This window comes from Lichenicola cladoniae, assembly GCF_013201075.1.
Taxonomy (GTDB): domain Bacteria; phylum Pseudomonadota; class Alphaproteobacteria; order Acetobacterales; family Acetobacteraceae; genus Lichenicola; species Lichenicola cladoniae.
Map to the genome: position 1 here is coordinate 39,755 of NZ_CP053709.1, position 24,302 is coordinate 64,056.

20 protein-coding genes and 2 pseudogenes are annotated in these 24,302 nt (G+C 60.8%); 8 read left to right on the forward strand and 14 right to left on the reverse strand.

Translation table 11 applies throughout. The annotated features are described in order from the left end of the window. Positions 1–84: 84 nt before the first annotated feature. From HN018_RS22060 to HN018_RS22075, 4 genes are all read right to left on the reverse strand, one after another. The gene (locus tag HN018_RS22060; RefSeq protein WP_239479389.1) at positions 85–2,196 is read right to left on the reverse strand and encodes a GGDEF/EAL domain-containing response regulator; all 2,112 of its coding nucleotides are present in this window, start codon (positions 2,194–2,196) and stop codon (positions 85–87) included. A gap of 350 nt (positions 2,197–2,546) precedes the next feature. After that, positions 2,547–2,876, reverse strand: coding sequence for a hypothetical protein (locus HN018_RS22065; protein WP_171837302.1), 330 nt, complete (start codon positions 2,874–2,876; stop codon positions 2,547–2,549). A gap of 508 nt (positions 2,877–3,384) precedes the next feature. Beyond that, the gene (locus tag HN018_RS22070) at positions 3,385–3,855 is read right to left on the reverse strand and encodes a hypothetical protein (RefSeq protein ID WP_171837301.1); all 471 of its coding nucleotides are present in this window, start codon (positions 3,853–3,855) and stop codon (positions 3,385–3,387) included. Between the two features lie 233 nt (positions 3,856–4,088). Beyond that, complete coding sequence (locus HN018_RS22075) at positions 4,089–5,075, reverse strand: IS5 family transposase (protein WP_171837300.1); 987 nt, start codon at positions 5,073–5,075, stop codon at positions 4,089–4,091. Between the two features lie 60 nt (positions 5,076–5,135). Between HN018_RS22075 and HN018_RS22080 the strand changes: the two are divergent. Further along, positions 5,136–6,014: pseudogene (locus tag HN018_RS22080) on the forward strand (IS701 family transposase); the annotation flags it as partial. Positions 6,015–6,306: 292 nt separating this feature from the next. On the opposite strand, the gene istB reads toward HN018_RS22080, so the two are convergent. From istB to HN018_RS22105, 5 genes are all read right to left on the reverse strand, one after another. Then, positions 6,307–7,041: an IS21-like element helper ATPase IstB gene (gene istB / locus HN018_RS22085; RefSeq protein WP_171837299.1), complete on the reverse strand. Its 735-nt coding sequence runs from the start codon at positions 7,039–7,041 to the stop codon at positions 6,307–6,309. A 10-nt stretch (positions 7,042–7,051) separates the two neighbouring features. Next, on the reverse strand, positions 7,052–8,572 hold the full coding sequence (gene istA / locus HN018_RS22090; RefSeq protein WP_171837314.1) for an IS21 family transposase: 1,521 nt from the start codon (positions 8,570–8,572) through the stop codon (positions 7,052–7,054). 252 nt (positions 8,573–8,824) lie between these two features. Continuing rightward, a complete protein-coding gene (locus HN018_RS22095) occupies positions 8,825–9,817 on the reverse strand; it encodes an IS481 family transposase (RefSeq protein ID WP_172443529.1) in 993 nt (330 codons plus the stop codon). Between the two features lie 120 nt (positions 9,818–9,937). Beyond that, positions 9,938–10,695, reverse strand: a protein-coding gene (locus HN018_RS22100; protein ID WP_408886822.1) for an IS5 family transposase whose coding sequence is annotated in 2 segments (ribosomal slippage) — positions 9,938–10,353 and positions 10,353–10,695 — 759 coding nt in all. Because the reading frame shifts where the segments join, the coding sequence is not laid out codon by codon here. A gap of 136 nt (positions 10,696–10,831) precedes the next feature. Next, positions 10,832–11,431 (reverse strand): hypothetical protein, encoded by a 600-nt coding sequence (locus HN018_RS22105; protein ID WP_171837393.1) that lies wholly within the window; start codon positions 11,429–11,431, stop codon positions 10,832–10,834. A gap of 1,541 nt (positions 11,432–12,972) precedes the next feature. Between HN018_RS22105 and HN018_RS22110 the strand changes: the two genes are divergently transcribed. Continuing rightward, a complete protein-coding gene (locus HN018_RS22110) occupies positions 12,973–14,151 on the forward strand; it encodes a plasmid replication protein (RefSeq protein ID WP_171837394.1) in 1,179 nt (392 codons plus the stop codon). An 86-nt stretch (positions 14,152–14,237) separates the two neighbouring features. Here the strand turns inward: HN018_RS22110 and HN018_RS22115 are convergent, their stop codons facing one another. The 3 genes and pseudogenes from HN018_RS22115 to HN018_RS22125 form a co-directional block, all read right to left on the reverse strand. Continuing rightward, a complete protein-coding gene (locus tag HN018_RS22115) occupies positions 14,238–14,951 on the reverse strand; it encodes a hypothetical protein (RefSeq protein ID WP_171837395.1) in 714 nt (237 codons plus the stop codon). Beyond that, positions 14,951–15,595, reverse strand: a complete 645-nt coding sequence (locus HN018_RS22120; protein WP_171837396.1) for a ParA family protein — start codon at positions 15,593–15,595, stop codon at positions 14,951–14,953. The genes HN018_RS22115 and HN018_RS22120 overlap by 1 nt, the downstream gene beginning before the upstream one ends. Before the next feature lie 244 nt (positions 15,596–15,839). Continuing rightward, a pseudogene (locus tag HN018_RS22125) lies at positions 15,840–16,547 on the reverse strand (DnaB-like helicase C-terminal domain-containing protein); the annotation flags it as partial. A 382-nt stretch (positions 16,548–16,929) separates the two neighbouring features. On the opposite strand from HN018_RS22125, the gene HN018_RS22130 reads away from it, so the two are divergent. Next, complete coding sequence (locus tag HN018_RS22130; RefSeq protein ID WP_171837397.1) at positions 16,930–18,063, forward strand: hypothetical protein; 1,134 nt, start codon at positions 16,930–16,932, stop codon at positions 18,061–18,063. Between the two features lie 76 nt (positions 18,064–18,139). On the opposite strand, the gene HN018_RS22135 is transcribed toward HN018_RS22130, so the two are convergent. Together HN018_RS22135 and HN018_RS22140 are read right to left on the reverse strand one after the other, a co-directional pair. Beyond that, positions 18,140–18,553: a hypothetical protein gene (locus tag HN018_RS22135; RefSeq protein WP_171837398.1), complete on the reverse strand. Its 414-nt coding sequence runs from the start codon at positions 18,551–18,553 to the stop codon at positions 18,140–18,142. Positions 18,554–18,657: 104 nt separating this feature from the next. Further along, a complete protein-coding gene (locus HN018_RS22140) occupies positions 18,658–19,719 on the reverse strand; it encodes a site-specific integrase (RefSeq protein WP_239479390.1) in 1,062 nt (353 codons plus the stop codon). A gap of 470 nt (positions 19,720–20,189) precedes the next feature. Here HN018_RS22140 and HN018_RS22145 point away from each other — a divergent pair, with 470 nt between their 5' ends. The 5 genes from HN018_RS22145 (at position 20,190) to HN018_RS22165 (ending at position 24,289) form a co-directional block, all read left to right on the forward strand. Further along, entirely contained in the window at positions 20,190–21,476 is a 1,287-nt protein-coding gene (locus tag HN018_RS22145; RefSeq protein WP_171837399.1) for a DnaB-like helicase C-terminal domain-containing protein, read from the forward strand. Then, positions 21,473–22,351 carry a site-specific integrase gene (locus HN018_RS22150; RefSeq protein WP_171837400.1) on the forward strand — a complete coding sequence of 293 codons (879 nt, stop codon included), beginning with the start codon at positions 21,473–21,475 and terminating at the stop codon, positions 22,349–22,351. The genes HN018_RS22145 and HN018_RS22150 overlap by 4 nt, the downstream gene beginning before the upstream one ends. After that, positions 22,348–22,926: a hypothetical protein gene (locus HN018_RS22155; protein ID WP_171837401.1), complete on the forward strand. Its 579-nt coding sequence runs from the start codon at positions 22,348–22,350 to the stop codon at positions 22,924–22,926. The genes HN018_RS22150 and HN018_RS22155 overlap by 4 nt, the downstream gene beginning before the upstream one ends. Further along, on the forward strand, positions 22,919–23,701 hold the full coding sequence (locus tag HN018_RS22160; protein ID WP_204259807.1) for a segregation/condensation protein A: 783 nt from the start codon (positions 22,919–22,921) through the stop codon (positions 23,699–23,701). Before HN018_RS22155 ends, HN018_RS22160 begins: the two co-directional genes overlap by 8 nt. Before the next feature lie 117 nt (positions 23,702–23,818). Next, positions 23,819–24,289 carry a hypothetical protein gene (locus tag HN018_RS22165; protein ID WP_171837402.1) on the forward strand — a complete coding sequence of 157 codons (471 nt, stop codon included), beginning with the start codon at positions 23,819–23,821 and terminating at the stop codon, positions 24,287–24,289. Positions 24,290–24,302: the final 13 nt, after the last annotated feature.

The following is a 24,302-nucleotide window of genomic DNA, read 5'->3' on the forward strand; positions in this document are numbered from 1 at the left end:
CTGGACCAGTGAACATCGAAAACAGTGCAAGCCGAGCATCACCGTCTACATACTAGGCTATCGGTCGATCCGAATTGCTCCTCGTTAGAATGCAAACCTCCGGGCCACTTCGAGTTTTTGGGATATGCCATCCGACAGCAATGCCGCAAACGCGTCAGCCGGGACGGGGCGGCTGAACAGGTAGCCCTGGCCTTCCTCGCACTGAAGAGCGTTCAGGAAATCCAGTTGCGCAACATTTTCGACTCCTTCAGCAATGACCCGTTTCTTGAGGCTATTCCCCATGCCGATTACCGCACTGACGATGATGCCGTCCTCGTTACCGCCATTGATGTCCTGGACGAACGATTTGTCGATCTTGAGGATGTCGATCGGGAACTGCTTCAAATAGCTCAGGCTCGAGTAGCCGGTTCCGAAATCATCCAAAGCAATCTGCAGCCCGAGTGCCTTCAACTCGCGGAGGATTGAAGCGCCTGCCTTGGAATCCTGCATCAGTGCACTTTCAGTGATTTCCAGCTGCAGGAACTTGGGATCGACCCCAGTGCCTTCGATGATCGAGCGAACACCAGCCAGGAAGTCACGCCGGCGGAACTCTACTGTAGAGATGTTGATAGCTATTGAGATCTGTTGGAGGCCGGCGTTCAGCCACCGCCTGGCCTGCGTGCAAGCTTCTAGAAACACCCATCGCCCGATTGGCACGATCAGGCCGCTGTCTTCAGCAACCGCGATGAAATCCGGTGGAAACACCAAGCCACGTTCGGAGCTGTTCCATCGCAGCAGCGCCTCTGCACCAGTGATCAGGCCCGACCGAAGATTGACCAGCGGCTGGTAGTGCAGGACAAATTCCTGCGCTTCCAGAGCCTGTCGAAGATGGCTTTCGATAAAGTGGCGCTCAACCGCGCGCGTATTCATGTCCTTGTCGAAGAACTGGTAGTTGTCGCCACTATGTGCCTTCGCATAATACATCGCGGTATCCGCGCTCTTGATCAGCGTCTCTGGATCGTTTGCGTCGGTTGGGCAAATGCTGATACCGACACTGGCCGTGACGTAGGCCTCGGTTCCTCCAACCGGATGCGACAGCTTCAGCGATGCGATGATCTTCTTAGCGATGGCGGCCGCGTTCTCTGGTCCCTTGATGTCATTGAGCAGAACAATGAATTCATCGCCACCGCGCCTGCTGACGGTGTCGGACTTGCGGACTACATCAGTAAGACGGCGGGCAACCGACTGCAGCAAACGGTCGCCGCATTCATGGCCCAGGGAATCATTGACGTGCTTAAACCCGTCCAGGTCGAGGAACAGCACGGCAAGCAGGCTCCGGCGCCGCTCTGCGCTCCTGATTGCTTGGGCAATGCGATCATTAAGCACGACCCGATTTGGGAGGTCGGTCAGGAAGTCATACCGCGCCAGGTAGACCATCTTCTGGGTCATCGCCCTGGCCGCGCCGACATCGTGGAACACCATGACGACCCCGGCGATCTGGCCAGTCCAGTCATGAATAGGGGATACCGAGTCTTCGATCGGGACCTCCGTCCCATCGCGCCGAACCAGGACCGAGTCAGGTTGCAGGCCCATTTCTTCGTTGTTTTGCAACACTCGCAACATCGGACTTAGCTCGCATCGCCGCGTGGTAGAATTAATGATATGGAGCACATCGTCGATCGGATGTCCGTTCGCCTCCTCCCGCAGCCAGCCGGTCAGATATTCTCCAGCAGTGTTGAGGTAGTCGATCCGGCCTTCAAGATCGGCGCTGATCACCGCATCGCCCATCGAGTTGAGAATGATCGCGGCTCGGGCTTTCTCTTTGTAATAGGCTTTCTCAAACGCGCTGCGCTGGATTATGCTGCGAAGCGTTTGCGGGATCACGCTCCCGGAGAAATCGGCTTGCGTCAAGGTGGCACGCGCGCCGCGACTGAGCGCCTGGAGTGCCAGATCCTCATCTTCATTGGCCGAGATGATTATGATCGGTACGTGCGGGAACACTGCAACCAGCCGCTCGTAGGTGACGATGCCGACGCTATCCTCAAGCGTCAGATCTACCACAATCACATCGGTGACGCCTGGATCCGGCTGGTTGAGAGCATCCTTTAGGGTCCTGAGCCAGCAAAGCTTGAACGGCCCGTATTTGGAGACGCGAAGAATGTTGTGGAGTAATGAAGCTTGTTCCGGGTTGTCGGTTATCAGAAGAACTCGGCTCACCCACGAAATCCTCCGGACCATAGTTACACATTAGTTTAGACTGTATCAATACTATATTCGTAACTTGTTAGGTTCACGACGTAACGGTTCAATCCACTTTGTTCTGCTACGTGTGGATATACTTCGGTATACTTTGGCGCGTCCGACCGATCTTTCGACCGGCTGGTGAGCAGAATTCTATGCCGACCCGAGAGGATCTCGCGCTTCCTAACTATTGCGATTTACAGCTTACCGATGCCACCTGATTCGATCAAGTAAATTTGACTCGCCAAACCCGGTGACTATGGGACGATTTCAAGCGGTGAGGTTCCTCCTTCTCCAAACATCATCTACTTCTGGGCGAGTGGGCCTCACCAGCCATTAAGTTCCAGCTTTATCGACGACCCATCGGATCCCTGAAACTTAATAAAGTCTGCTATAAAAGGACTTAATAAGCCGGTTTTATAGGCTGCTGCATCAACCCCGAGACCGCGACCAAGTGGGAAAGGCCGCAACTCCGGTTGCGGCCTGCTGAATAGGTCAACCCGCGCACCGTCAACCACAGGCCGGTTGAGATGAACCCATTGTGGTGCCTTGGGCTGAACTATATTGTGCTGCTCTGGATGACTGCTCCTGGCCCGCAGGCAATAACCAGCAGTCTGATACAGTCGTTGTTGCACCAATGCCTGCAGCGGCGTCATTCATGAGTTTCTTGCCGCCGAGCCTGGCTGCCTGATGTAGAGACACCACAGACTATAAGGCGTTCAGCGGAGCGGTGAGTAAACGGCCTCAAGTGCGTGCGGGCTAAATCGCTTTACGCTGTTCCGGGATGTGATGCCTTGATGACCTTGGGCAAATTGATTTCGCCCTGCAGCTGGCGCAAACCAGCTTTTTCTGCTAGCCGGACGGACCTGAGCATCTTTGTCAAAGCACGAGGGTCTTGTTCACCAATACAATGGTGATGACGCATCGCTGAACAAATTCCTTCGAGCTCCGCGCAGAAGTCCAAAGCTCCCCTTAATTTCAGGCCACGTGCGTTCAGCTCAACTGGCAACTCACGCTACCATTAGGGGCGTTGCCAAATTCTTAGCTGGGAGCTGACCAATTTTAGCCTACGGCCTGCGTAGCGTCGATCAGCACTAACTAGGCTTCGGATCCACCGACAGGTAGATGCTTTGCGCCATATACCGTTATTGAACATTGCACCAGCTAGTCTTCATAATCTATGAATGCAGGACGAATGCAGGCTTCGAAGATCTCCCCAGGATGATCAATATGGACACCATAAATTGCGACGGTTCTACCCTGAAGTAACGCTTTCACTAGGACGGCGACTTCAACTTCCGGCAAGTTTAAATCGAGGTTCGGTTTCAGCGGCAGGCATAGGACTAGGCTGGGTTTAACCTTGATGTCGAAGCGCGTCATCTCGTTGCCAGTGAATATATTAAACGCCGGGCGCAAGTGTATTGCCTGTTCCAAGGACACAATAACTCGATGGCCGAAAAAATCACCGTTGCCAGTATAAAGGCCACCCTTATGAACAAGTTCATTGTGTTTGAGCGCAATCGAGATGCTCATACGTCTTGGTACAAACGGGGTAACGTTGTCGTATGCTTTTATAAGCTCCCTGACAGGCTCCACTTGTGTACGACCTTCGAGATGGGTCTCAGATTCCGTCATTTAGAACCGCCTTATTGCGCAATATAGACACCGAGGAGAAAGCTAACATTCCCCTAATTAAATTCGCAAGCCTGTCGGAGTGAGGCTGGCTAGGTAAAGATTTGCGATGCTAAAGTTTAAATTGCATCGAAGGTTTCATCTACACTCCCCAGTCTAAATCCTTGGATCCGTCTATTTACCTGGCGCGTAGTGCGGCGTTGTTGCGTGGACCGGGCGGGAGGCAAGAGCTTGCCCTACCCGGTGATCGCTTCAGACAGTGGGAACGGAGATGGGCTTGGCGATCGGATCATTTGGTTGAGGGCCCAGATGGCGATGGCGACCTCAGCTTTCTGACCGGCGGTCGACCGCGCTCTGAGCGTCGGACCGATGATGTGTTTGTAGCGACCGATCGTCGTCTCCACGATGCTGCGTCGGCCGTAACCATTGGCTTTCTGCCAGGCCATGCGTCCCTTCTCGGTAATGTCCCGGACATGACGATTGCGAACGGTCTCGGTGTTGGCGTCAGCTTTGATGACCAAAGATGCTCTTGGCGGGATGACGATATGAGGTGGCGGGTTATGCTGGCGTGCGGCAGCAGCGTCATACACGGACGTGCCATCATAGGCGCCGTCGGCGATCACGCTGGCGATCTTCCCCTCCACCGTTGCCAACAGCCCCACGACTTCTGATATGTCGCCGGTATCCTTGTCCGTCAGGTTGTGCGCCACGATTTCGCCAGTCTCGGCATTGACGGCCAGATGCAGTTTTCGCCATTGCCTGGGTGTGAGGCCATGCTTCTCGGCATCCCACTCGCCCTGCCTGAAGACCTGCAGGCCCGTGCTGTCCAGCTCGACATGAATGGGTTCGTCACGCCGGGCGGCACGCGGTTGACGCCCGGCAAAGGCGCGCCCCCGACGGCAAAAGGTCGAATGATCAGGCACGCAAAGTTCCAGTCCGAGTAGGCGCAGAACCGAGCGCGCGAAACCTTCTGCCTGGCGTAGAGCCAGATGGAAGACCAATCGCAGGGTCAGCACCAGCTCGATCGCCACCTCGGCATAGACCGGTTGACCGCCTGGTGTCGTCCGGCGCGGGGCATGCCATCCAGACAAGGCCGCCGTGTCCAGCCACAACGTTAAATCACCACGTTGCGGCAGACCAGCCTCATAGGCAGTCCAGTTCATGACCCGGCGACGGGCCTTCGGGATGTGGTGGCGGCGGGACGCGTTGTGCTTGAAGGGCATCCCAGACCTCTATCAGGCCAGGAGAGACGCGTCAGCCGAACGGTCCATGTACCAACGCCCAAGCAGGGCCGTGCAACCTGCGGCGTAGGGCGGCAATATACCGGTTCTGCTGGCAAGATCACCAACTGCCAGATTGGTGTGTTTGCAGCCTACGTGTCGCGGCACAGCCATGCCTTCATCGACCGCGCCCTGTATTTACCTAAGGCTTGGACCGGTGACGCTACGCGGATGACGGCGGCACATGTGCCCGATGGAACAGCCTTCGCAACCAAGCCTTGCCTTGCTATCCAGATGATCGAGCGCGCTATCGCCGCTGAAGTGCGGTTCGCCTGGGTAGCGGCTGACAGCGTCTATGGTGTTAGCGACATCGAGATGGCGTTGCGGCGAGCAGGCCGCGGCTACGTGCTCGGCGTCCATGCTGACCACCACTTCGGCTCTCGGGCCGACAAGCCGCCGGTTGCAGGACAAGCAGAGGAGATCGCTCGTGATCTTGATTCCTCCGCCTGGCGACGCTTGTCGGCCGGAAACGGCACCAAAGGTCCTCGACTGCACGATTGGGCTTATTGCGAACTGGCTGATGTCGATGCGGCCGAACACGATGAGGCCCGTGCCGGTAGGTGGACACATGGCTTGCTCATCCGACGCAACATCGGTGACGCAGACATGGCTTTCTTCTCAACATGGTGTCCTGTCGGGACAACCATGAAGACGCTTGTGCAGGTCGAGGGGCATCGATGGGCGATCGAGGACAGCTTCGAAACCGCCAAGAATGAACTCGGTCTTGACCACAACGAGACCAGGTCCTGGCATGGCTGGCACCGCCATGTTTCACTCGTGATGCTTGCCTTTGCCATGATGGCTGCCATCCGCCACCAGGCAAACACCTCGGCACCCAAAAAAAACAAACGAATAGCAGCACGGATGCAGCACCGCCGTTGATCCGATGGTCGATCCAGGAGATCAGACGCATCGCCGTCAGGCTGGCGAAGAGACGTATCGCGCCCGCTCACATCATCGCATGGTCACTCTAGCGACGAGCGCATTAAGCTTCAGCCCAAAAAGCTCATCTCCGCTATAAAGTGTGCGGATTCCGACGATGCCGCTTGGGTATTCCGAACATGTATTGCGCACCGTTCCGATTTGATGCCGCCCATCATTCCGATTTGACGGCGCTCGGGGTGGTGTCGTCTCGCGGGTCGATTTCGCTCATGTCATAGGGGTGCGGGTGGGGTCAAGCAGTTACTCGTTTCTTGCGCATGCTTTCGCCCTTGAGCTCGATCCGATGCGCGTTGTGCACGATGCGGTCCAGGATCGCATCAGCCAGCGTCGGATTTCCGACGATCTCGTACCAGCGTTCGATCGGCACCTGGCTGGTGATGATGACCGAACCGGCGTCGTAGCGGTCTTCGAAGATTTCCAGCAAGTCGCGTTGCTGCTCCGGTGTCAGCGGTTCTGGTCCCCAGTCATCAAGGATCAATAGGTCGACCCGGGCGAGCTGGTGCAGCAGCTTAGCATAGCGGCCGTCGTTGCGTGCCAGCGCCAGGGCGGCAAACAGCCGCGGCACGCGCTGGTAGAGCACTGACAGGTTTTCCCGGCAGGCCTTCTGGCCGAGCGCGCAGGCCAGCCACGACTTGCCGATGCCCGCTGGGCCCGTCAGCAGGCAATGGCGGCGCTGGCGGATCCAGTCGCACCCGGCAACTGCCAGGAACATCGTGCGGTCGAGCCCGCGCGGGGTCCGGTAGTCGACGTCCTCGATCGCCGCCTGGTGACGCAGCTTGGCGTTCTTGGCCCGGCTCTCGAACCGTTTCTGCTGGCGCAGCGTGACCTCACGCTCCAGCAGGATGGCGAGCCACTCCGCCTGATTGAGTGCGGCTGCCTCCGGATTGTCCGCCATGTCGCGGAATCCCTTGGCCATGCCATGCAGTCCAAGATCGGTGAGCAGGTCGAGCGTTGGGTGAATAAGCAAGGTCGATCTCCTAATGGTAGTAGCTGGAGCCACGGATGTTGTCGTGCAGCAGTGGCGTCTCGTCCGTGGCTTGCGGCGACGTGGGTCGGTCGAGACGATGCTTGAGGATCGAGGCGACAGAGGCATAGGCCAGGGCGCCGATCTCCACGGCGCGCAGGCTGGCCGCCTCGACCCAGACTGCATCCAGGCCGCGGAACAGTCGCAGCACACCCAGGCAGGTCCGAAACCCCTGCTCGGGATGCGGTCGGCGGGCGAGCACGGCGATGATCAGCGCCTCGGTGTTCGGCCCGATGCCGCGGGCCTGGCGCTGCAGCCGTTCGGGCGTCCACTCGGCGTAGCGCCGATGTGCGCTTGGCATGTGCTCGGGTTGGGTGCCGTGCCGCGGTCCGCCATAGCGCCGGACGTGCGCTGCGACCCGCTTGCCGCGATGGAACACCTCGATCGTGCGGGCCGTGGCACGGGTGTCGACCTGCTCGCGGATCAACGCATGCGGCACCGAGTAGAAAAAGCTCTGCACCTCGACGTGGTAGTCGATGCCGACGCGGGCGAGGTGCCAGTCGGCATACTCGTAATCGTCCTGCGGCAGGGGCTGCATGACGTGCCGCTCGATCGTCTCGAACAGCTGGCGGCGGCTGATGCCCAGGCGCCGCATTTCTCGACCGTTCATCCGCTCGAGGGCGATGGCGATCGCAGCGTTGCACTCACCCAGGGAAAAGAACGTGACGTTGCGCAGGCGGCCGACGATGTAGGACTGCGCGAACCGCACACCCGCCTCGACGGCGGCTTTGTCGCGCTGGCGCCGCGGCCGTGCTGGCAGGACGCCGACCCCGTAGTAAGCCGCCATCGCGGCATAGCTGCGGTTGATCTCGGGATCGTAGAACGAGGCCTTGTTGACGCCGCTCTTGAGGTTGTCCGGCACCATCAGGCGCGGAACCGCACCGAAGTAGCGGAACATCCGCACGTGCGCACCCACCCAATCGGGTAGTCCCTGCGGCCAGGTTGCTTCTGCATAGGTCAGACTGGAAGCGCCGAGCACGGCGACGAAGATCTCCGCCATTCGCACTTCGCCGGTGACCGGATCGGCGATCGGCACCCGCTTGCCCGAATAGTCGACGAACGCCTTGTGCCCTGCCACGTGCTGCTGGCGCATTGTCGGCGGCAACCGCCGTTCAAAATCGCGGAACAGTTCGCAGAACCGACTGTAGGCATAACCCTCAGGATGGGTTCCTCTGTATTCCTCCCACAGGATCATCAGGTTGACGCCCGGGCGCTTGAGCTCGCGCGCCAGCACCGCCCAGTCGGGTCCGGCATGGAAGCGCGCTCCAAGCCGCACGCCGCCGTTGACGAACAGGCGCGCCATCAGGATCTCGTCGGTCGCGTCCACATCCAACGGCCAGGTGATCCCGGCCGCGACGGCTCGGCCGAGATACTCGCGCACCGTGCTGGGCGAGATGCCCAGCTCGCGTGCGATCAACCGGGCACTGGCGCCCGCTCCAAAATGCATCGTCAGTAAATGTCGTATCCGCCGCATGGACAGCCTGTGTGTCGGCATCCATCCCTCCATCGATTGCGATGGCGGCACTGGAGACCAGGTCATTGCTGACCCGCGAGACAATCCATCTCCGGTTGCCCACTCCTACCCTCAGGGTGAGCGGGATCATCGGAATGGTGGGCGGCTTGAAATCGGAACGGTGGGCGACATCAAATCGGAATGCCGAGCGCCATCAGATCGGAATGGGTGGGCGGCTTACGTCGGAATCCGCAATAAAGTGCAACTGTAATGTTAGGTGTCTGGTTGTGAGACCTCCTTGGCGGCTTCTACGATCAGTCGAGCCTTGGTGAGGTCGCATGGACCTGCTCTGGTGTTTGCCTCGCGATGATCGGTTGAACAGATAGAAGCCAGTCGTTCCTGCACGACCTGGTTTGGTGTTCTGGCAGCGAGGACCCGCTGGCGGCGCGCGTTGTAGGCGACGTTGAAGCCGCGGAGAACCTGCTCGAGAGCACGATGCGAGTAGATGTTGATGCCCAATACCTCGCTGCTAATGCGGCCGTTGAAGCGCTCCACCATGCCATTGGTTTGTGGGGTTCGCGGCTTGGTATGGCGATAGTGCGCGCCCAGGCTTGCGCATACCTTTGCGAAGGCCGGCGTGAAGCAGCTGCCGTTATCGGTCAGCACGTGGGTGAGCGGGAATGGAAAGGCAGCGGCCGCCTCGCGGAGGAAGGCAATGGCGCTCTTTTCGGTTTCGTCGTCCTTGACGGCAAGGTGGACCGAGCGTGAGCATCGATCGATAGCCACGTAGAGATACCGCTTGCGTCTTTCGGCATTAGCTGTCTGCAGCTTTGGCAGATGCTTGATGTCGATATGCACGAAGCCAAGGTCGTATTCACGGAACGTTCCCTGGCCTTTGGTGGGCTGTTCGGAGGAGGGCTTAGGTCTGCGATTGAGACCGGCTGCCTTGAGGATACGCCAGATACTGTCGCGATTGAGGTGTGGCAGGAAGTGGCAGACGGCGAAAGTCAGGTCATCCAGAGGAAAGTTGGTTTCACGTCGCAGGGTGCAGACGATTGCACGCTCTTCATCAGTCGCCTTCCAGGGAAGTCGGTGCGGGCGCGCTGAGTGATCAAGGCAGTCAGCGGCACCTCGCTTGCGCCACTTGCGTACCGTTTCGGCGCTGATGCCGTAGCGCCTGGCTACAGTGCTACTCGGCTCCGTGGATCGGGCGATCTCGATACGGGTGGCGGGTGTGGTACGGGCTTGCGGATGGATCTGCGGCATGCGTCACCTGTGTCCGGCTACAGCGGCAAGGCGGTTAAACCTGTAGGCATAGTCCTGGATCGCCAACCCTACCGGATCCCAACAATGTTCCGCAACCAAACAGCTAGGTTGCCGACTCAATCAGGCCAGCCAAAAACAGATGGTTGCGACGAGTGCGACAGCGGAGAGGAAGTTTCTGGCGAGCCGGTCGTAGCGCGTGGCGATGCGTCGCCAGTCCTTCATCCTGCAGAACATGCGCTCGATGACGTTGCGCCTGCGATACGCGATCCGGTTCAGGGGATAGGGATGGCGGCGCGTGCCATTTGACGGAATGACCACTTCGGTGCCGAGAGCTTCGAGTGGTTTGCGGAAGTGATCGGCATCGTAGGCTTTGTCCGCCAGCAATCGCATTGGCGGCGCGACGTCGTCGAGCAACGTTGCTGCGACGCTGATGTCGGCAATGTTGCCTGGCGTCAGGACGAAGGCGATCGGCTTGCCTTGAGCATTGGCCAGAGCGTGGATCTTGCTGGTCCGTCCGCCACGTGACCGGCCGATCGCCTGCGCCGCATCCCCTTTTTTGACCCTGCCGCGGAGCGGTGGGCCTTGATGTGGGTGCTGTCGATGCTGAGCTCGTCCGGGATGTTCCCGGCCGCAGCCAGACGCGCGAACAGCTTGTGCCACAGCCCCTGCGCACTCCACCGGTTGTAGCGGTTATAGATCGTCGTGGGCGGCCTATACTCGGGCGGACAGTCCTTCCATCGGCAACCTGACCGCAGCACGTGCAGAATGCCGCTGATGACCCGGCGATCGTCGACACGCGGGACACCCGGCCGGTTCTTCGGCAGATGCGGTTCAAGCACCGTCCACGCCTCGTCGCTCAGCCAGTCCAGTTCGCTCATGCCGATCCCTCCCGATCAGCTCAGCGAATCACATCAGGAAAGCTAAATCAATACGTTGATCGGGTTGTCACCCTAGTGCCGCCCTCAAAGTGGTGTTCAACGTTCACTAAAGCTAATTGCGATCAAGCCATTCTGCCTACAACTTTTTGATGCTCATTCTGGCGATGGCTTGAACTCGTGTTATAAGCGGATTCCTGACTGCACGCGAAACGTCTACGACAGAACGCAGCCGATCCCGTTCTTGAACACGGTCGGCGCAGATAATCTCGCAGAGGTCGACCATCTCACAAATCTGCGGGCGAAACCGTTTTGTTCTGCGCCAGCGGCGAGCTGCCTCCTCAACCGCCCACATTGGGAATGAACCGAGATCCTCGGCCCAGTCATCGGCAATTCTCGCCTCCACTTCAGGTGGGTGGGGATCCGAGCGGAAGTGGGACATCAAAGCGAGCAAGCGACCAAGGAGGTCCCATCGTGTTGCCGGCGCAAGGTGTGCTTCTAGAGAGGAAAGATAAGTCTCGATCTCAGTCAGCTCAGATCCCTCTTCGACTGGAACCGGCTTCCAAAACTCGAGCATCTTAACCGAGCCGTCAGCGGGAAAGACCATGCGCGACGAGGCGACGCCAGTCTTGATCGCCCGCTGAACTGCTGGGGGGGGAAGTCCCTCCTCCAGTAACCCGTTAAAATCGACGATTCCATGTTGATAACGACTCGGCTCTCGTAGGCTTTGGATCGACATTACAGTCAGCTCCAGCAGCTCTTGGTAGAAAGTGGTGGTGCCCCGGCGGATGACACCCAGGCTGCAAAACGGGAATCGGCCCGTCCCACCGCGGAAGTATGTCTGGACGGCGGGGATGCGATGGATTGAGGACTTGACCTCAGACCGCGTGCTCCTCTGGCCGCATCTTCTGCGAACCAGCACAGCCACGCATCATCCAGACGAGTGGGAAGATAGCGATATCCTTTCGCTCGGCATCGGGATGCGAACATTGTGGAGTGTGCTACAACGTTTGCGGTCGGACAGAGGGTTAGAGCTGCCTGTAAGGCTTCCGCAGAGGGTTTCCAATTGTCTGGTATGGTGCTCACCGTCATAGGCGCATTCTCTGGAGGCTCCCTGACGGGAATGGCCGCAACATCAACATGAGCGTCGCGTGCTCGAGGGCGAGGGTAATGAATCTGTTTAGGTTCTACCTGACTCGTGTCGTCGTCGTGACGGGGGGTGTCTTTCGCTCGACTGGGGCCTGACGTACGGACGTCACCGGTCCCCAGGTCGGGGGCAGAGAGAACGAGCTTGTAGAGGCACGAGGTGGTGCCCCCGTTTCGACGGGTCCGCATCTCCTTGATCAGGAACCCGGCTTCCGCAAGGTCTGCGACGACACGATTGACCCAGGGTCTGCTGCGCTTGAGATGACGCGCAAGGGTCGCCTGGGACGGTTCGCAGAAGCCCTGCTCATCGGCGTAGGTCGAAAGCGCTGCCAGCACGCAGAACCGGTCAGCGTCGATACCGGGATGGAGCAGCCACCAAGCTGGGACCTTGGCCCATCGAGTTACGCTTCCAAATGTTGGGTCGTCCCTCATAGGGCCTCCGCGTCAATGGTCATGCCAACACTCGAAGCTCAGGCGGTAAGTCTCGGTCAAAGACAAAGCGACTAAGCAAGGAAGGTCATCGAGGCATCACCGTAGGTTTGGATGGCACGACCCAAGGGCAGTCCGGCACAAGAGAAGGTGCGAATGGCAGATGCTGGCTTAGGAGGCCTCCGAATCGGGCTAGTGCCCGACAAACCTCCGTGTTGCTGCCTCCGCGCTCCTGCACCGGCCGCATCGTCTAGAGAGGTTTGTCGGGCGGCACCGGTGGTAAGTCGGGCAATCATAGAGGATGATCAGGCGCAACAAGGGGTCTGCCGGGCATTTTAGTAGGTTAAAAAGGCAAATATGCCGCCTCATCGCGCCACGAGGTTCCATTTGGGCTTTGAAATAGGTGGTTAGGAAGGTTTGTCGGGCGGTGTCGCACGGATCCCTGCCCGGACGCAGGGTACCATTTGGGGACCAGGGCGACGGCGGCACCATGGGGGGAGGTTTGTCGGGCAGGTGCCGGCTGAGCCCTATGCCTAAGCAAGGTCATCGAACCGACGACTTGATTGGCAGACCAATAGCGGCTGCGCAGGGTCAAGCAAACATTGAACGCCCGGCAAACCTCCACGAGCGCCCTCAGAACCTCCTTACCTGCCTGTTTGTCCTACCTTTCTCCTGCTGTTTTATCGTGGGTTCTGGTCACCGTTATTGCAGTATCAGACGAAGCAGGACATCCTTACGGGAAATCTGGATCAGGAAAGCACCATGGCTGCAGGGAGCGATTCGAGAAAAGCGGTTCAGGCGGCTCAGCAGAGCGCACTCCAGTTTGCGCTTTGGGAAGTGCTGGATACGTCGAAAACGAATATGGTAGCGCTTTATGATCTCGCGCCGCGCTTCGTTTTTGATCAGCGAAGGTCCGACGCTCAAACCCCAGCCAGGAAAGTAATCGAACGAGACTTCAGCTTCGACGGGAAGCGCTATCGGATCACGATGAAGCCAACGCAGATCATCCTGTCTGATAAGACTGAGGTGGAGCGCTATTTAGGCGAGAGGGAGCAGATCGTTGAGGAAGTCATTCGACGCTTGGCTAGTAATCGGAACAGGCTGAGACTACACGGCGAAAACAAGATTCGATTTGTCTTCACTGTATATGAAGTCCAGGAAGAGCTTGCTAGAGTCAAACACACCTACTCAAGGGACGAGATCCGCGAAGCAATCACGCTACTTGCTGAAGTCCGTTTAAAGATCGAATCGCTGGATGAAAGACGGGCGGCCTTTCTGTCTGCCGCGGCGTTTCCGGTCATGGGAATGCGACGGGCTCAAGAAGACGACAGTGAGACCTTCGTCGAGTTTAATCCCCTGGTCGCTGATGCGATCAAGATGCTGAGCTTCGAGCAAGTTAGCTATGAACTTCTTATGAAGGTAAGGGATCCTGTTGCCCGCTGGTTACTCAAACGCTTGCACACCAAGATCTCCAATACCAATGAACCGATACAGCTCATGGACGCAACGGAGATCCGTAGGGACAGCGGCATGCCGGTTTGGAAAAAATCCAGAGACATGCTGAGACGGGTATCAAGTGCGGTCGACGTCCTTCGTCGTGAGGGCATACTCACAGATATTCAGACTGAAGAGCGGATGGTTGGTAAGCGCAAGGACGATCTCACGTTTACCATGGTTGCGTCAGAGTGGTTTGCTGCGCAAACACGGCGGTCCCGGCAGGCAGTTGTTGATAATCAGAAAGACTTTGTTCAAGCCGCGACTGGGCGCAATCCGGCGGATGATTTTGTTCCGCTTCCCCCGGCAGACGCCTATCGCTTACGCGAATTGAGAAAGCGCCGGGAGAAGACGCTAACTATTGTGGGCAAGGATACTCTGCCTGATTAGGGATGAAGCAATCATATTAGGTTGTTATCTGACTATTGCAGTGTTGAAAGCTCGTATTAGCATCCTGTCGAACACACCGAAGAAGATTATTCAGTATCGTCATCCTCTCGATCGAGAAGCCTACTGAGCTCCTTAAGACGCCGCAATATTGTTTCGAGCTCCTCGGATATCTGCTGTTCGCGACGCTTAAGGCGCTTTCTCTCTTCTTGAAGAAGCGACTTATTGACTCGCCCCGGAAGCAAGCTCTTATCTCGGGTTTCCTGACGAAGTAGAGTGATCTCTCGCCGCGTTACATCAGCGCGCAGGAGCCCGCGGTCGCGTGCAATCGCGAGTTGCTCATCATCGAGAAGGGTAATTTGATAAGCTGTCCCATAGCTCCCAGGACAGGCCTCGTAAGGCAATCGGCCGTTATCCACCGCGCGGGCGATTTGGCGAAATTGTGTGGCTGTTGCTTCTGAAAACGGAAAGACACGCTCACTACCAGACCGGAGACGTTGAAACTCCGTCTTGGACAGCGTTTCCTCAAGCGAAATTAACGCACGTCCAATAGAGATGAAGGAATCGCGGGCTTCGGACCAACTGCGAAGGATCTCGGCGCGGACGTCTAGTATGCGACGGATCTTGCTTTCGTCCTCAATAACGTTCGTGCCTAAGAAGACTTCTCGGAGCGCTTCGAGCACCGCGGGATCGATAAGAATTTGCTCTTCCAGCTCACTCGATCGTTTATCAACCGGCTGGACGTCTTCGTCGGACGCTAAAAACTTCTTTAGCGATGCACGTGCTCGGGTTTGATGGGCCATCAGAGACCTACTTGCCGTCGAACGTAGGCCCAGACCTCCTCAAATGGTTCCTGGCCTCGGCTTTTTGAATAATCAAGCAACGTCAGGCCTTTGCTGCTTGGAACATGAACGTCTTCAAGTTGCGGTATTTCCACGGGACATACATCCGCAATTTTGACAAGCTTACCGCGCATCCGTGCAAACGAAGTAGTTCGACGATTGGCCCTATTCAGAACGACAACAGACCGCTCGTTTCGCTTCTTTAAGACCTCCACCCAAGGTCCAACGCTGTCTATATCGTCTTGAGTACAGACCGCTGGAATAATGACCAAGTCCGACATTTCGGCGAGCATCGATATTGCCGGGAGATGGTCTTCAACACTTGGCGGGGTATCGATGATTGTTAAAGCCGCACGTTCGGCAAGGCGCAAGCCACCGCGCCAGTCTTGTAACCTAGCCGATTTGACAGTGGCAACGGCGAAATCGGGGAATGTGGCGCGAGTTACTTCACGGCGCTGGGCCCATTTCTCGAGTGTTCCCTGGCGGTCGAAATCAATTCCCAGAACGTCAAGACCCGCCTGGCTGGCGCTGACAAGCAGGTGCCGTGCGAGGACCGACTTGCCGCTCCCGCCCTTTGGCGATGAAACCAATACAATTTTCCCCATGTCGCTCCCTCGAGGGTTATCTTATGCCAGCTACTCCATCTGGTTGTCTACACATGAGGGTAGAAAGACGAATTAGACAGTGTCTAATGGAGCTTTCACCTATGATGTCCAGCGGGAGCAAGGTGAACCCTCCGATGCAAAACGATCGATGGCAGCTTACCTTCGTCCTGCTCAACACCCTGCGCTTTGCAACTGGCCCTGGGCCGTGGTGGTCGAGACGCGAGTGCAGGCAAGACCTTCGAATAGCATTTGCCTCAATCGAGGCGAACCGCGCAGTTGGAAGCTGCGGCCGCTTATCCCTGCGGCTCTAGACCTGCAGGGACAGCTGCGAGAGCGCCAGCACCGGGATCTCGAGTTCCTTGGCCAGTGCCTTCAATCCCTGAGTGATCATCGAGATCTCCATCACCCGGTTGTCCGGCTTGGTGCCGGCCGCATCAGCTGCAGGTCATCGACGACCACCAGGCTCAGCCCTCGGTGCGTGCCAGCCGGCGGCAGCGGGTGCGCATCGCCGACAGGCTGATCTCCGGGGTGTCGTCGATATGCAGCGGCAGCGTCTGCAGCTCGCGGCTCACCTGGACGAACCGGTCGAACTCCTTCTGCCTGACCTCGCTACGACGGAGGCGCTCGCGCGACACTCGGCTCCTCGGACAGCAGGCGGGTCGCCAGCAACTCGGCGCTCATTTCCAGCGCGGAGAACGCAACCAATCCCTTCGGCTGGGTGCCCGGCCCCTGCTCGCGCGCTTCCTGCATCAGCGAGCGCGCCGAGCCGAACGCGATTTTGGTGCGAGTGCGGTCTTACCCATCGCCGGCCGACCGGCCAGATCAACAGGTTGGACGGATGCATGCCGCCGTTTTTCTTGTCGAGGTCGCGTAGGCCGGTGGTCAGGCCGGCCACCGCGCCGGTGCGGTGGAACGCCTTCCTGGCGATTCCGATCGTGTTTGTCAGCGGGCGTTAAAGAAGGCGAGGCTTCATCTTCGCAGTCGCCCCGCACCCCATAATTACGCTGCTCCGCCTCCCCTCGGACACATTAATCAATAGGCACTGGATGAGGCTGTTCTGACCATCTTAGGAACCACACATCAGCGGTTCAGACTGCGTCGGCTTGAACTCTCCCACTGTGATGGGCGCAGGTCTGAGCGCATGGTTTATTCAGAAATAAAAACGTCATCTAACGGTTACCTTCATCCCGGCAATCGGCAATGCTGCGTTTCTCAGGCGAAACATTCGGTGGCATCGGGAGGACGCGGATGATGATCGGCAACAGAGATCGGACTGCCAGGTATCACCTGCCCGGATCGCACAGATTATCTCGATCGACGGCGAGCACCCCATCTTGAAGATGCCCTCCGCCGCCAGCTTCCCGAAGATGTCGAGCCTTCCCAAGGGCGCACAGGCGACGGCACAGAGCCGCGCGTCACCCTCTGGTCCCGGCTGGCTGGGCAGCAAGGACCAGCAGGCCACGGCCCTCAAGGCATCGGGGAAGGACAAGATCGACGCCTACGACCTGGCGATGCAGGCCGTCTCGCTGATCCTGGGCGTGGTGCATGCCGAGAGCGTCAAGGCGCCGATCACGCTAGTCGGCTCTGGCATCCAGGCGGCCATGGATACCGCCGATGGTGTGGAAGGTCGCTCCAAGAAAGCCGCGGACGAGCTGACATCGGACCGCAGGAACCCGTTCTTCGACGCGCACGCGGTTGAGATCGGCCAGTCGAACCCGGTGACCCAGCGCTATCTGAGCAGCCGGCACTGGAAGTCGATCGGTGGCAGTGCCGTGCAGCCGTTCGGTACCCTGAGCTCGCTGATCCCGCACATGGTGGGCGTCAACGTGACCGGGGCGGCCTATCACGGCCATGCCGTCGGGCTGACATCGCTGCATATGGCGCGGATCGGCTACATCGCGGCGAGATATCGCGACCAGACGGAGGTGCAGGATTTCTGCCGGCTGGTCGAGGCGGCGAAGGCGGCCAAGCTGTCGATCCGCACCGCGCAGCTCGTCAGCTCGGTCATCCCGTTGGCCTCCTTGCCGGTCATGGTGGCAACGGCCGCCCTCAAGGCGGGCATCAAGCTGACCAGCACCGGCGCCTGCTATGCCGCAGCCGCGGCGATCCATTGGAAGGCCTACGAGGAGCAGGGGTATTTCGCGGAAGCCGACGGGATCGAGGCATTCACCTTGCCGCCGATCCGGCCGCTGCCCCCGATGACGATGACCCCGTCGCAGACGTCGCTCTCGGCGCAGCGCGCGTCGTTCACGCAGAAGCCGGCCGCGCTGCAACCGCTGCCACCGCTTCCCCGGAAGACCATTCTCGAAACGCCTGGCGGCGCCGCGGCCGGACCCGCCTCGGGCATCGTCTGGGAGATCTTCACCAAGCGCGGTGCCACCCGGGCGTTCGGGCCGTACGACATCCAGGCGCTGGTCAAGGAGCCGGCCGGCTGGATGGCGCTCGCCGACAAACTGCTGCTGATCTAGGGCTTCGGCTTACGGCGGCAGCCAGACCTTGAGACAGCCGAATGCATTTTCGATGTGTGGCGCTCCTGGTGGAGGGTCACTCGCCCGCGCGGGATGCCGCCGGACAGCTCTCCTTCTGCCTGGCGAAGGTATACATCGTGGCCCGATCGCCGTGCGCCGAGCAGAACCTGTAGCCGTGGAGATCCGCGTAGACGCGCAGAAGCGGGCCGGACGCGACGAAACATACGATCGCGAAGGCAATCGGGAATATGAACACCAGCCACTCGATTGTCTGTGGCGCCCGGTTGCGGCGTAGCATTGCCACGTACATGGCGGCGCGGATGCCATAGATGCCAAGTGTTCCGTAAAAGACGAAGGTCGACCCCGGCACCGTGACACTCGGTAGTCCTTTGCTGAACGCTTGCAGATCCCGGTCGCCAAGATACGCCACGAACAGAAACAGCAGCATCAGCGCATCGAACAGGTAGCCACCCGGGCTACCTATGCGCACGGGCTTGCCGAATAGACGCCTCGATTGCAGGAAGCTCATGCTTTGGAGACGGAACGAGCGGGACGAAGCATCTCCGCTCTCCGGAAGAAAAACGGCGCCTTCACCTACAGGATCCCGCGCATGGGATGGGCCTCGAACGGGTCGCCCATCTCCAGATACTCGTCGAGCACTGCGTAGCTCTTGTGGCGGCCGTGCTGCTTGAGCCGGGTCGGGTGCACGCCACGCTCCATGCCTTCGGTGAGGGCGCCGCGCTTCAGGCTGTGACCGCCGAGGACACCGGGATCGAAGCCGACCGCCTCGGAGCGCCCCTGGATGATCCGCGCCACCGTGCGGGGATCGATCGCCTGACTGCCCAGGATCTGACTTCGTACCGAGGCGTGGTCATGACCGCCGCCTGCCGGCGGCTGCCACACCCTCCGGAACACCGCTCCCTCGCGGATACCGCCCGCCTCCATCCAGTGATACACCGCCTTCACCGGACAGAATTCCGTCGTCCCGGCCGGGATGGCGATCGTCACGCTGGCACCGCTCCGCGCTCCCTTGGAGCGTGGCAGGGTCAGCTGCAGGCCGCCGGCGCGCGGCTCGAGGTGCTCGACGCGGATGGCGGCCAGCTCCGAGCGTCGCAGCGCCCCCGCGAAGCCGATCAGCAGCAGCGCCCGGTCGCGCAGCCCGACCAGGTCGTCGCCGATCGGCTCGAGGATGCGAGTAAGGACGGCGAGGGTAGCGGCGGCCTTCTTGCGGGGATGCTCGCCAGCCAGACCGGCAGCACGACGGATGCCGGCGATGGTCTCGGTCACCCGCGCATGCTGGGTCGGCAGGGCGACACCGGCCAGATGGTGCAGATAGCGGATGGCGGCACTGCGCAGCTGGATGGTGGTGACCGAGCAGCCGCGGCCGCGCTCGTGCGCCAGGAAGGCGACGATGTCCTCGGGCTGTGCCGGCAAGGCCTTCAGGTAATGGAGGTCGCACCAGTCGCACCAGGCGCGGACCCCGGCCCGGTAGGCCCGCCTGGTGTTCTCGGCCTTGGCCTGGCGGGCGTAGGCGTCGGCGGCGCGGCGTGCGGTGGCTAGGGTGCCGTCATGCAGCGGCACCACGGCGTCGGCGGCGTCGTCGAACCAAGCACGGATCAGCGCCGGCGGGTGGTTCAGCGGTGCCGGCCGCAGCACGATCGTCGGCTCAAGCTCGGGGTCAGGCGTCCGCAGGAGCCAGGTTTCGCCGTCGTCGGTCGGCTGGGTCAGGGGTGCATCTCCGGTGGCCCTGGATCGGGCATTGATCGGCCGATCCTACTCGGTTCCGTATGCCCGACAAGCACACTTATCGGACATAGGGAGATTGGAGTGATGGACGGTTAGTGGACGCCTAAGCTATAAAATAGCACGCTATATCAATGAGTTAGCCTGGTCCTGCAGGTTATGATCCTCGATGTAAACTATAAAAGCACTCTTGAGCTTGCGAAGTGCTGACTAAGGCAGGATGATCCGCGTCATCACGCCAATGCATCGATGCGCCGGCCGCGCGGGAGAGGGAGCTCAATGATTGCCAGCCCGCATCGGCTCTAGATTACGGGGACCTGCACCTGTTTCCCGCACAGGCTCGCCTGCGCGGACGACGGCGCGCCAGCACGAAAGTCATGTCGATGAGCCGGCCGCCATCGCCGCGGCAGCAGGCCGACGCCATCCGCCATGCGGGCCGGCGCGCCTGTCACGCCGGGCTGTCGGAGACGGTGAACCCGTATAACCAGTTCCTGGCTGCGAAACCCTGGATGCTGTGGCGTCAGGGCTGGCACCAAGGTGCTGAGGAGCGGGTCGACACAGCGATGGAGGTGATCGCGCTGTGTGAAGACTGTGCGGCGGCGGTCGAGAACGAAAAGGATCCGCCGGCTCGTCCCGGCCTGCTCGGCAAAATCAAGGCACGCTGGCCGGCGCATGACCTACTCGTGCGTGATGACGAAGACGCTGATAGGTCGGATGGCCCGGATGATGGCGTCGACCTGCCATTGATTGCGCCCTGTGCCGGCTGTGGCGACCCTTGGCCCGGGCCACGTTGGCACGCGCTCGCCGTCCGCCGCGCGTTGACGCCAAGTCCGCTCGGGCCACCGCCTCCATCCCGCGGTCCGGTGGCGATCGCTACCATCCTGTCGACGCTTCCCGCGCTCAAGCAGGCCGGCATCCTGATCCAGGCTTCTCAGCAGCCGGTATCCGCGTCGCCCTTCGACGAGAGCCTGTTGGCAGCCACGACCGGGGGGCGAACCCGGGGCCAGCTGATCCTGCTGACTGGCCAGCCCGGGAGCGGCCGCTCAAGCCTGGCGCTACAGATCGCCACCGTCGCCGCCGGCCAAAACGGCCCAGTGGCCTGGTTTGCGCATGACAGGAACGCTGGGCAACTTGCGACACACCTGCTGACGCAGGCTGGCCTGCCGACGAAACCTGCTGTGCCGCGGCGATCGCCGGTGACGCAGACAGTTGTGAACCGGCTTGCCACACTGGCGCTGCATGTCGACGATCAGCCTGAGCTCGCGGTCGACGCCGTGCGACAACGCTGCGCAGAGTTGGCGGCCGGCATCGGACTGGCCCTGGTCGTCATCGACTATTTCCAGCTGATGAAACTCGATCGGCGCGCCCCGAGCTTCGACGCGGCACTGCAGCTGGCGAAGCAGGATCTGCGCGCGATGTCGCGCGCCCTCGATGTGCCGGTGCTGATCATCGGCTCGCAGCGCCGTCAACAGCCAGGGGAGACACAGTCCCCGCCTGGCCGTGATCTGCAGCGGCTGGATCCGCACTCGGTGTGTGATCGTGTGCTCGTGCTGCAGCGTACCGGCGAGGCAGCGCAGCTGCTCATCGTCAGGCCGGTCGAGCCGGCGATCGCGATGCGTTTCGATCCGGTCGGCTTGCGCTTCGAGCCAGCAGCAGGTCTTGCCACATGAGCAGCACGGGTGAGGGCTTCAATGTTGCCGCTGTCCCGGCATCGGCGAGATCGGTGCTCTCTCCGGAGACGCAACGGGTCTATGCCGGCGCCTGGCGAGACTTCTGCATCTGGCGCACCGGCATGGGACTGGGATCGTCCCTGCCGGTGCCGGCGGAGCACGTCGTCGCCCACATTGAACGCCTGATGCCGGCCGCAAGCTCCAGCACCGTCAAGCTGCGGCTGGCGTCGATCGCCTTGCACAGCAACCAGCCAGGCAGCGTCTCCTGCACCGCCCACGCCGCCGTCCGCGCGGCGCTGCGTCGATGCCAGCGTGCTGCAGAGGGTTCGATCGAGCAGGCGGTGGTGACCCAACTCGCCTGTTGCGGCGAGGATCTGGCCGGCCTGCGTGACCGGGCGGTGCTGCTGATGAACCACGTCGGCGGCCTGGCCCCGGCCGACATCGCCGGGTTGGATCGGGAGGATCTCGAGTTCAGGAACACCGAAGTCGTCGTCCGGGTCCGGCTGCCCAACGCCCCGGTCGAGGAGCCGGGTCAGCCGGTGCATCTGCCGCGCCGCCACGGCGATCCGTTTTGCCCGGCCGTGGCACTCGAACGTTGGCTGCAGCGCTCCGGCATCCTGTATGGCGCGATCTTCCAGGGGGTCACTGTGCACGGAACCCTGGACCGCCGGCTGGGTGTTGTCGGCGTGCGGCGGATCCTGCAGCGGATCGAGACGCAGGCCGCTGCGCAGGCCATGCCAACGGCGCGACCCCTGGTGCCGGCAACTCCAACGCCGCGATCCAGCCTAAAGGTGCCGCTATCTGCTCGCACCGCGAAGACCAAACCGCCAGTGACCGCACGACGTGGACTCTCGTCCCGACCGCCTGCTCGGTGACTGGCGCCGATGGCATCCTGGCGCCGGCACGCACGGACTGGCTGCGACACGTCCTAACCGTGGCCGGTCCGATCGCCGAGGTCGCGGCATTCGAGCTGAAGGCGCGAGGCCCGTCGGCAGTGCCGTGGCATCTCGATCTCGATCATGAGGAGATGCGCCTGCTGGCGCCGATGGCGGCAGCCGGGCCGGCGGCACGCGGGCTGGCCCGAGCGCTGCGGGCACAGGTGGAGGCCCATCATCAGCGCGTGCTGGCGGCCGCGGATCAGCCCGGCGGCGGCTGCCCGCTCGACCTGCACCGGCTGGTGCCGATCCCGGCCCGCATCCTGCAGCTGGGTGACGACGCGCCGGCCAGCCGCCTCTGGCTGTGGACGCACTGGGGCACGCTGCAGCCGCTGCGGCATGTGCGTAGGCTGGACCCGGTGGCGGATCGCTGGCGCAAGCGCACGGTCCGGGTGGAATGGGAGTTCTGGTCGGCCGATTGGACCCCGTGGCGGGCCATCGTGCAGCTGCGGCAGGACTGGCCCAGCCTGAGGTTTGACGTTCGACCAGACTATGGCGATGCCGCTGATGGCTGAGGGTGAGGTCGGCATCCCGCCGGCACCCACCGACGTCACGGACGTCGACCCGGTTTGGGATGACTGGGAAACGCCGCCGCGTGTGCCGAGTATCCCCGAGCTGCATGTCGACGGTTTCGATGGACCGCTCGACCTGCTGCTGGACCTGGCCGAGCGACAACAGATCGATCTGGGCCGCCTGTCCGCACTGGAACTGATCACCCAGTTCGTCACGGCGATGCAGAGGTTAGCGGGGCAGGTGACGCTGGAACGGCGTGCGGACTGGCTGGTGCTGGCCGCCCGGCTGCTGCTGCTGCGATCGCGGCTGATGATGCTCCGCATCCGGGCTGCAGCGAGCTGGCTGGAGGGACGGCCGCAGCTGGGACAGGAGGTGTTTGCCCGGCCGCGGCAGAAACAGGACGGCCGCACCGAAACCACGATGGCGCTGCTGGAGGCATGCCTGGTGGTGCTGCGTGGTCCGCGCAGCCGTCCTGAGACGGCGCCGCTCTACCGGCCGGTGCTGACGCAGTTCTGGCGGGTGGACCAGGCGCTGGCGCGGATCCGCGAGCTGCTGGCGGTAGACCCGTTGGGCGGTGAGTTGGGGATCTTCCTGCCAGCGCTAGAGCCAGAAACGGGGCAGGGGGGCAACCGGACGACGCAGCCGCGCGGTGCGCTGGCGGGGACCTTCGTGGCGTGCCTGGAGATGGCCAAGCAGGGCGAAATAGATGCCGACCAGGACTGCCTGTTCGAGCCAATCCGGATCAGTCTGCCGCAGCCGCCGTTCCAAGTTGCCTAGGCGATCTAAAGCTGCTGTGGGTCAGGAAAAACAAAACTCTACCCGCCGTGCCTAAAATTCGCATTGGCGCATGGCTTGGTTCTAGACTCGTCACAGTGTTTCGCTCGAGGAGTCGACATGCAGGTTTCCGACAGCACGGTGCTTTCGCCAAGCGTAACGCCAGTATCGGACGCGCCGCGGTCGCACCGTAAGCCTGGCACCATCCCGGTCACCGTGCGGCTGGATCCGTTCCGCTATGATCGGCTGAAACGGCTGGTGCGACGCTTCTCGACGACAGGGCAAAACATCATCCAGACGGCCCTTGACCGGAGCATGGTCAGTCTTGAGCGGGAACGCGAGCGGGCGTCCCAAGCAGAGATCGCCGGGCAGAGCCTGCTGTTTGCGCCGGCACTCGATGCCGAGGCCAGCATCGCCCGCAAGCCGAAGCAGGACAGCTTTGCCTTCATCAGGCCGGAACCGACGGTGGCACTCACCTACAGGGCGACGGTGCCGATGCACCGCTGGCTGCATCGCCAATCAGCCGAGACCGGGATGACGATCCAGGAGATCATCACTGACGCCCTGAAGATGTCGAAGGGCGCAGATTAGTTTTACAGCGTCA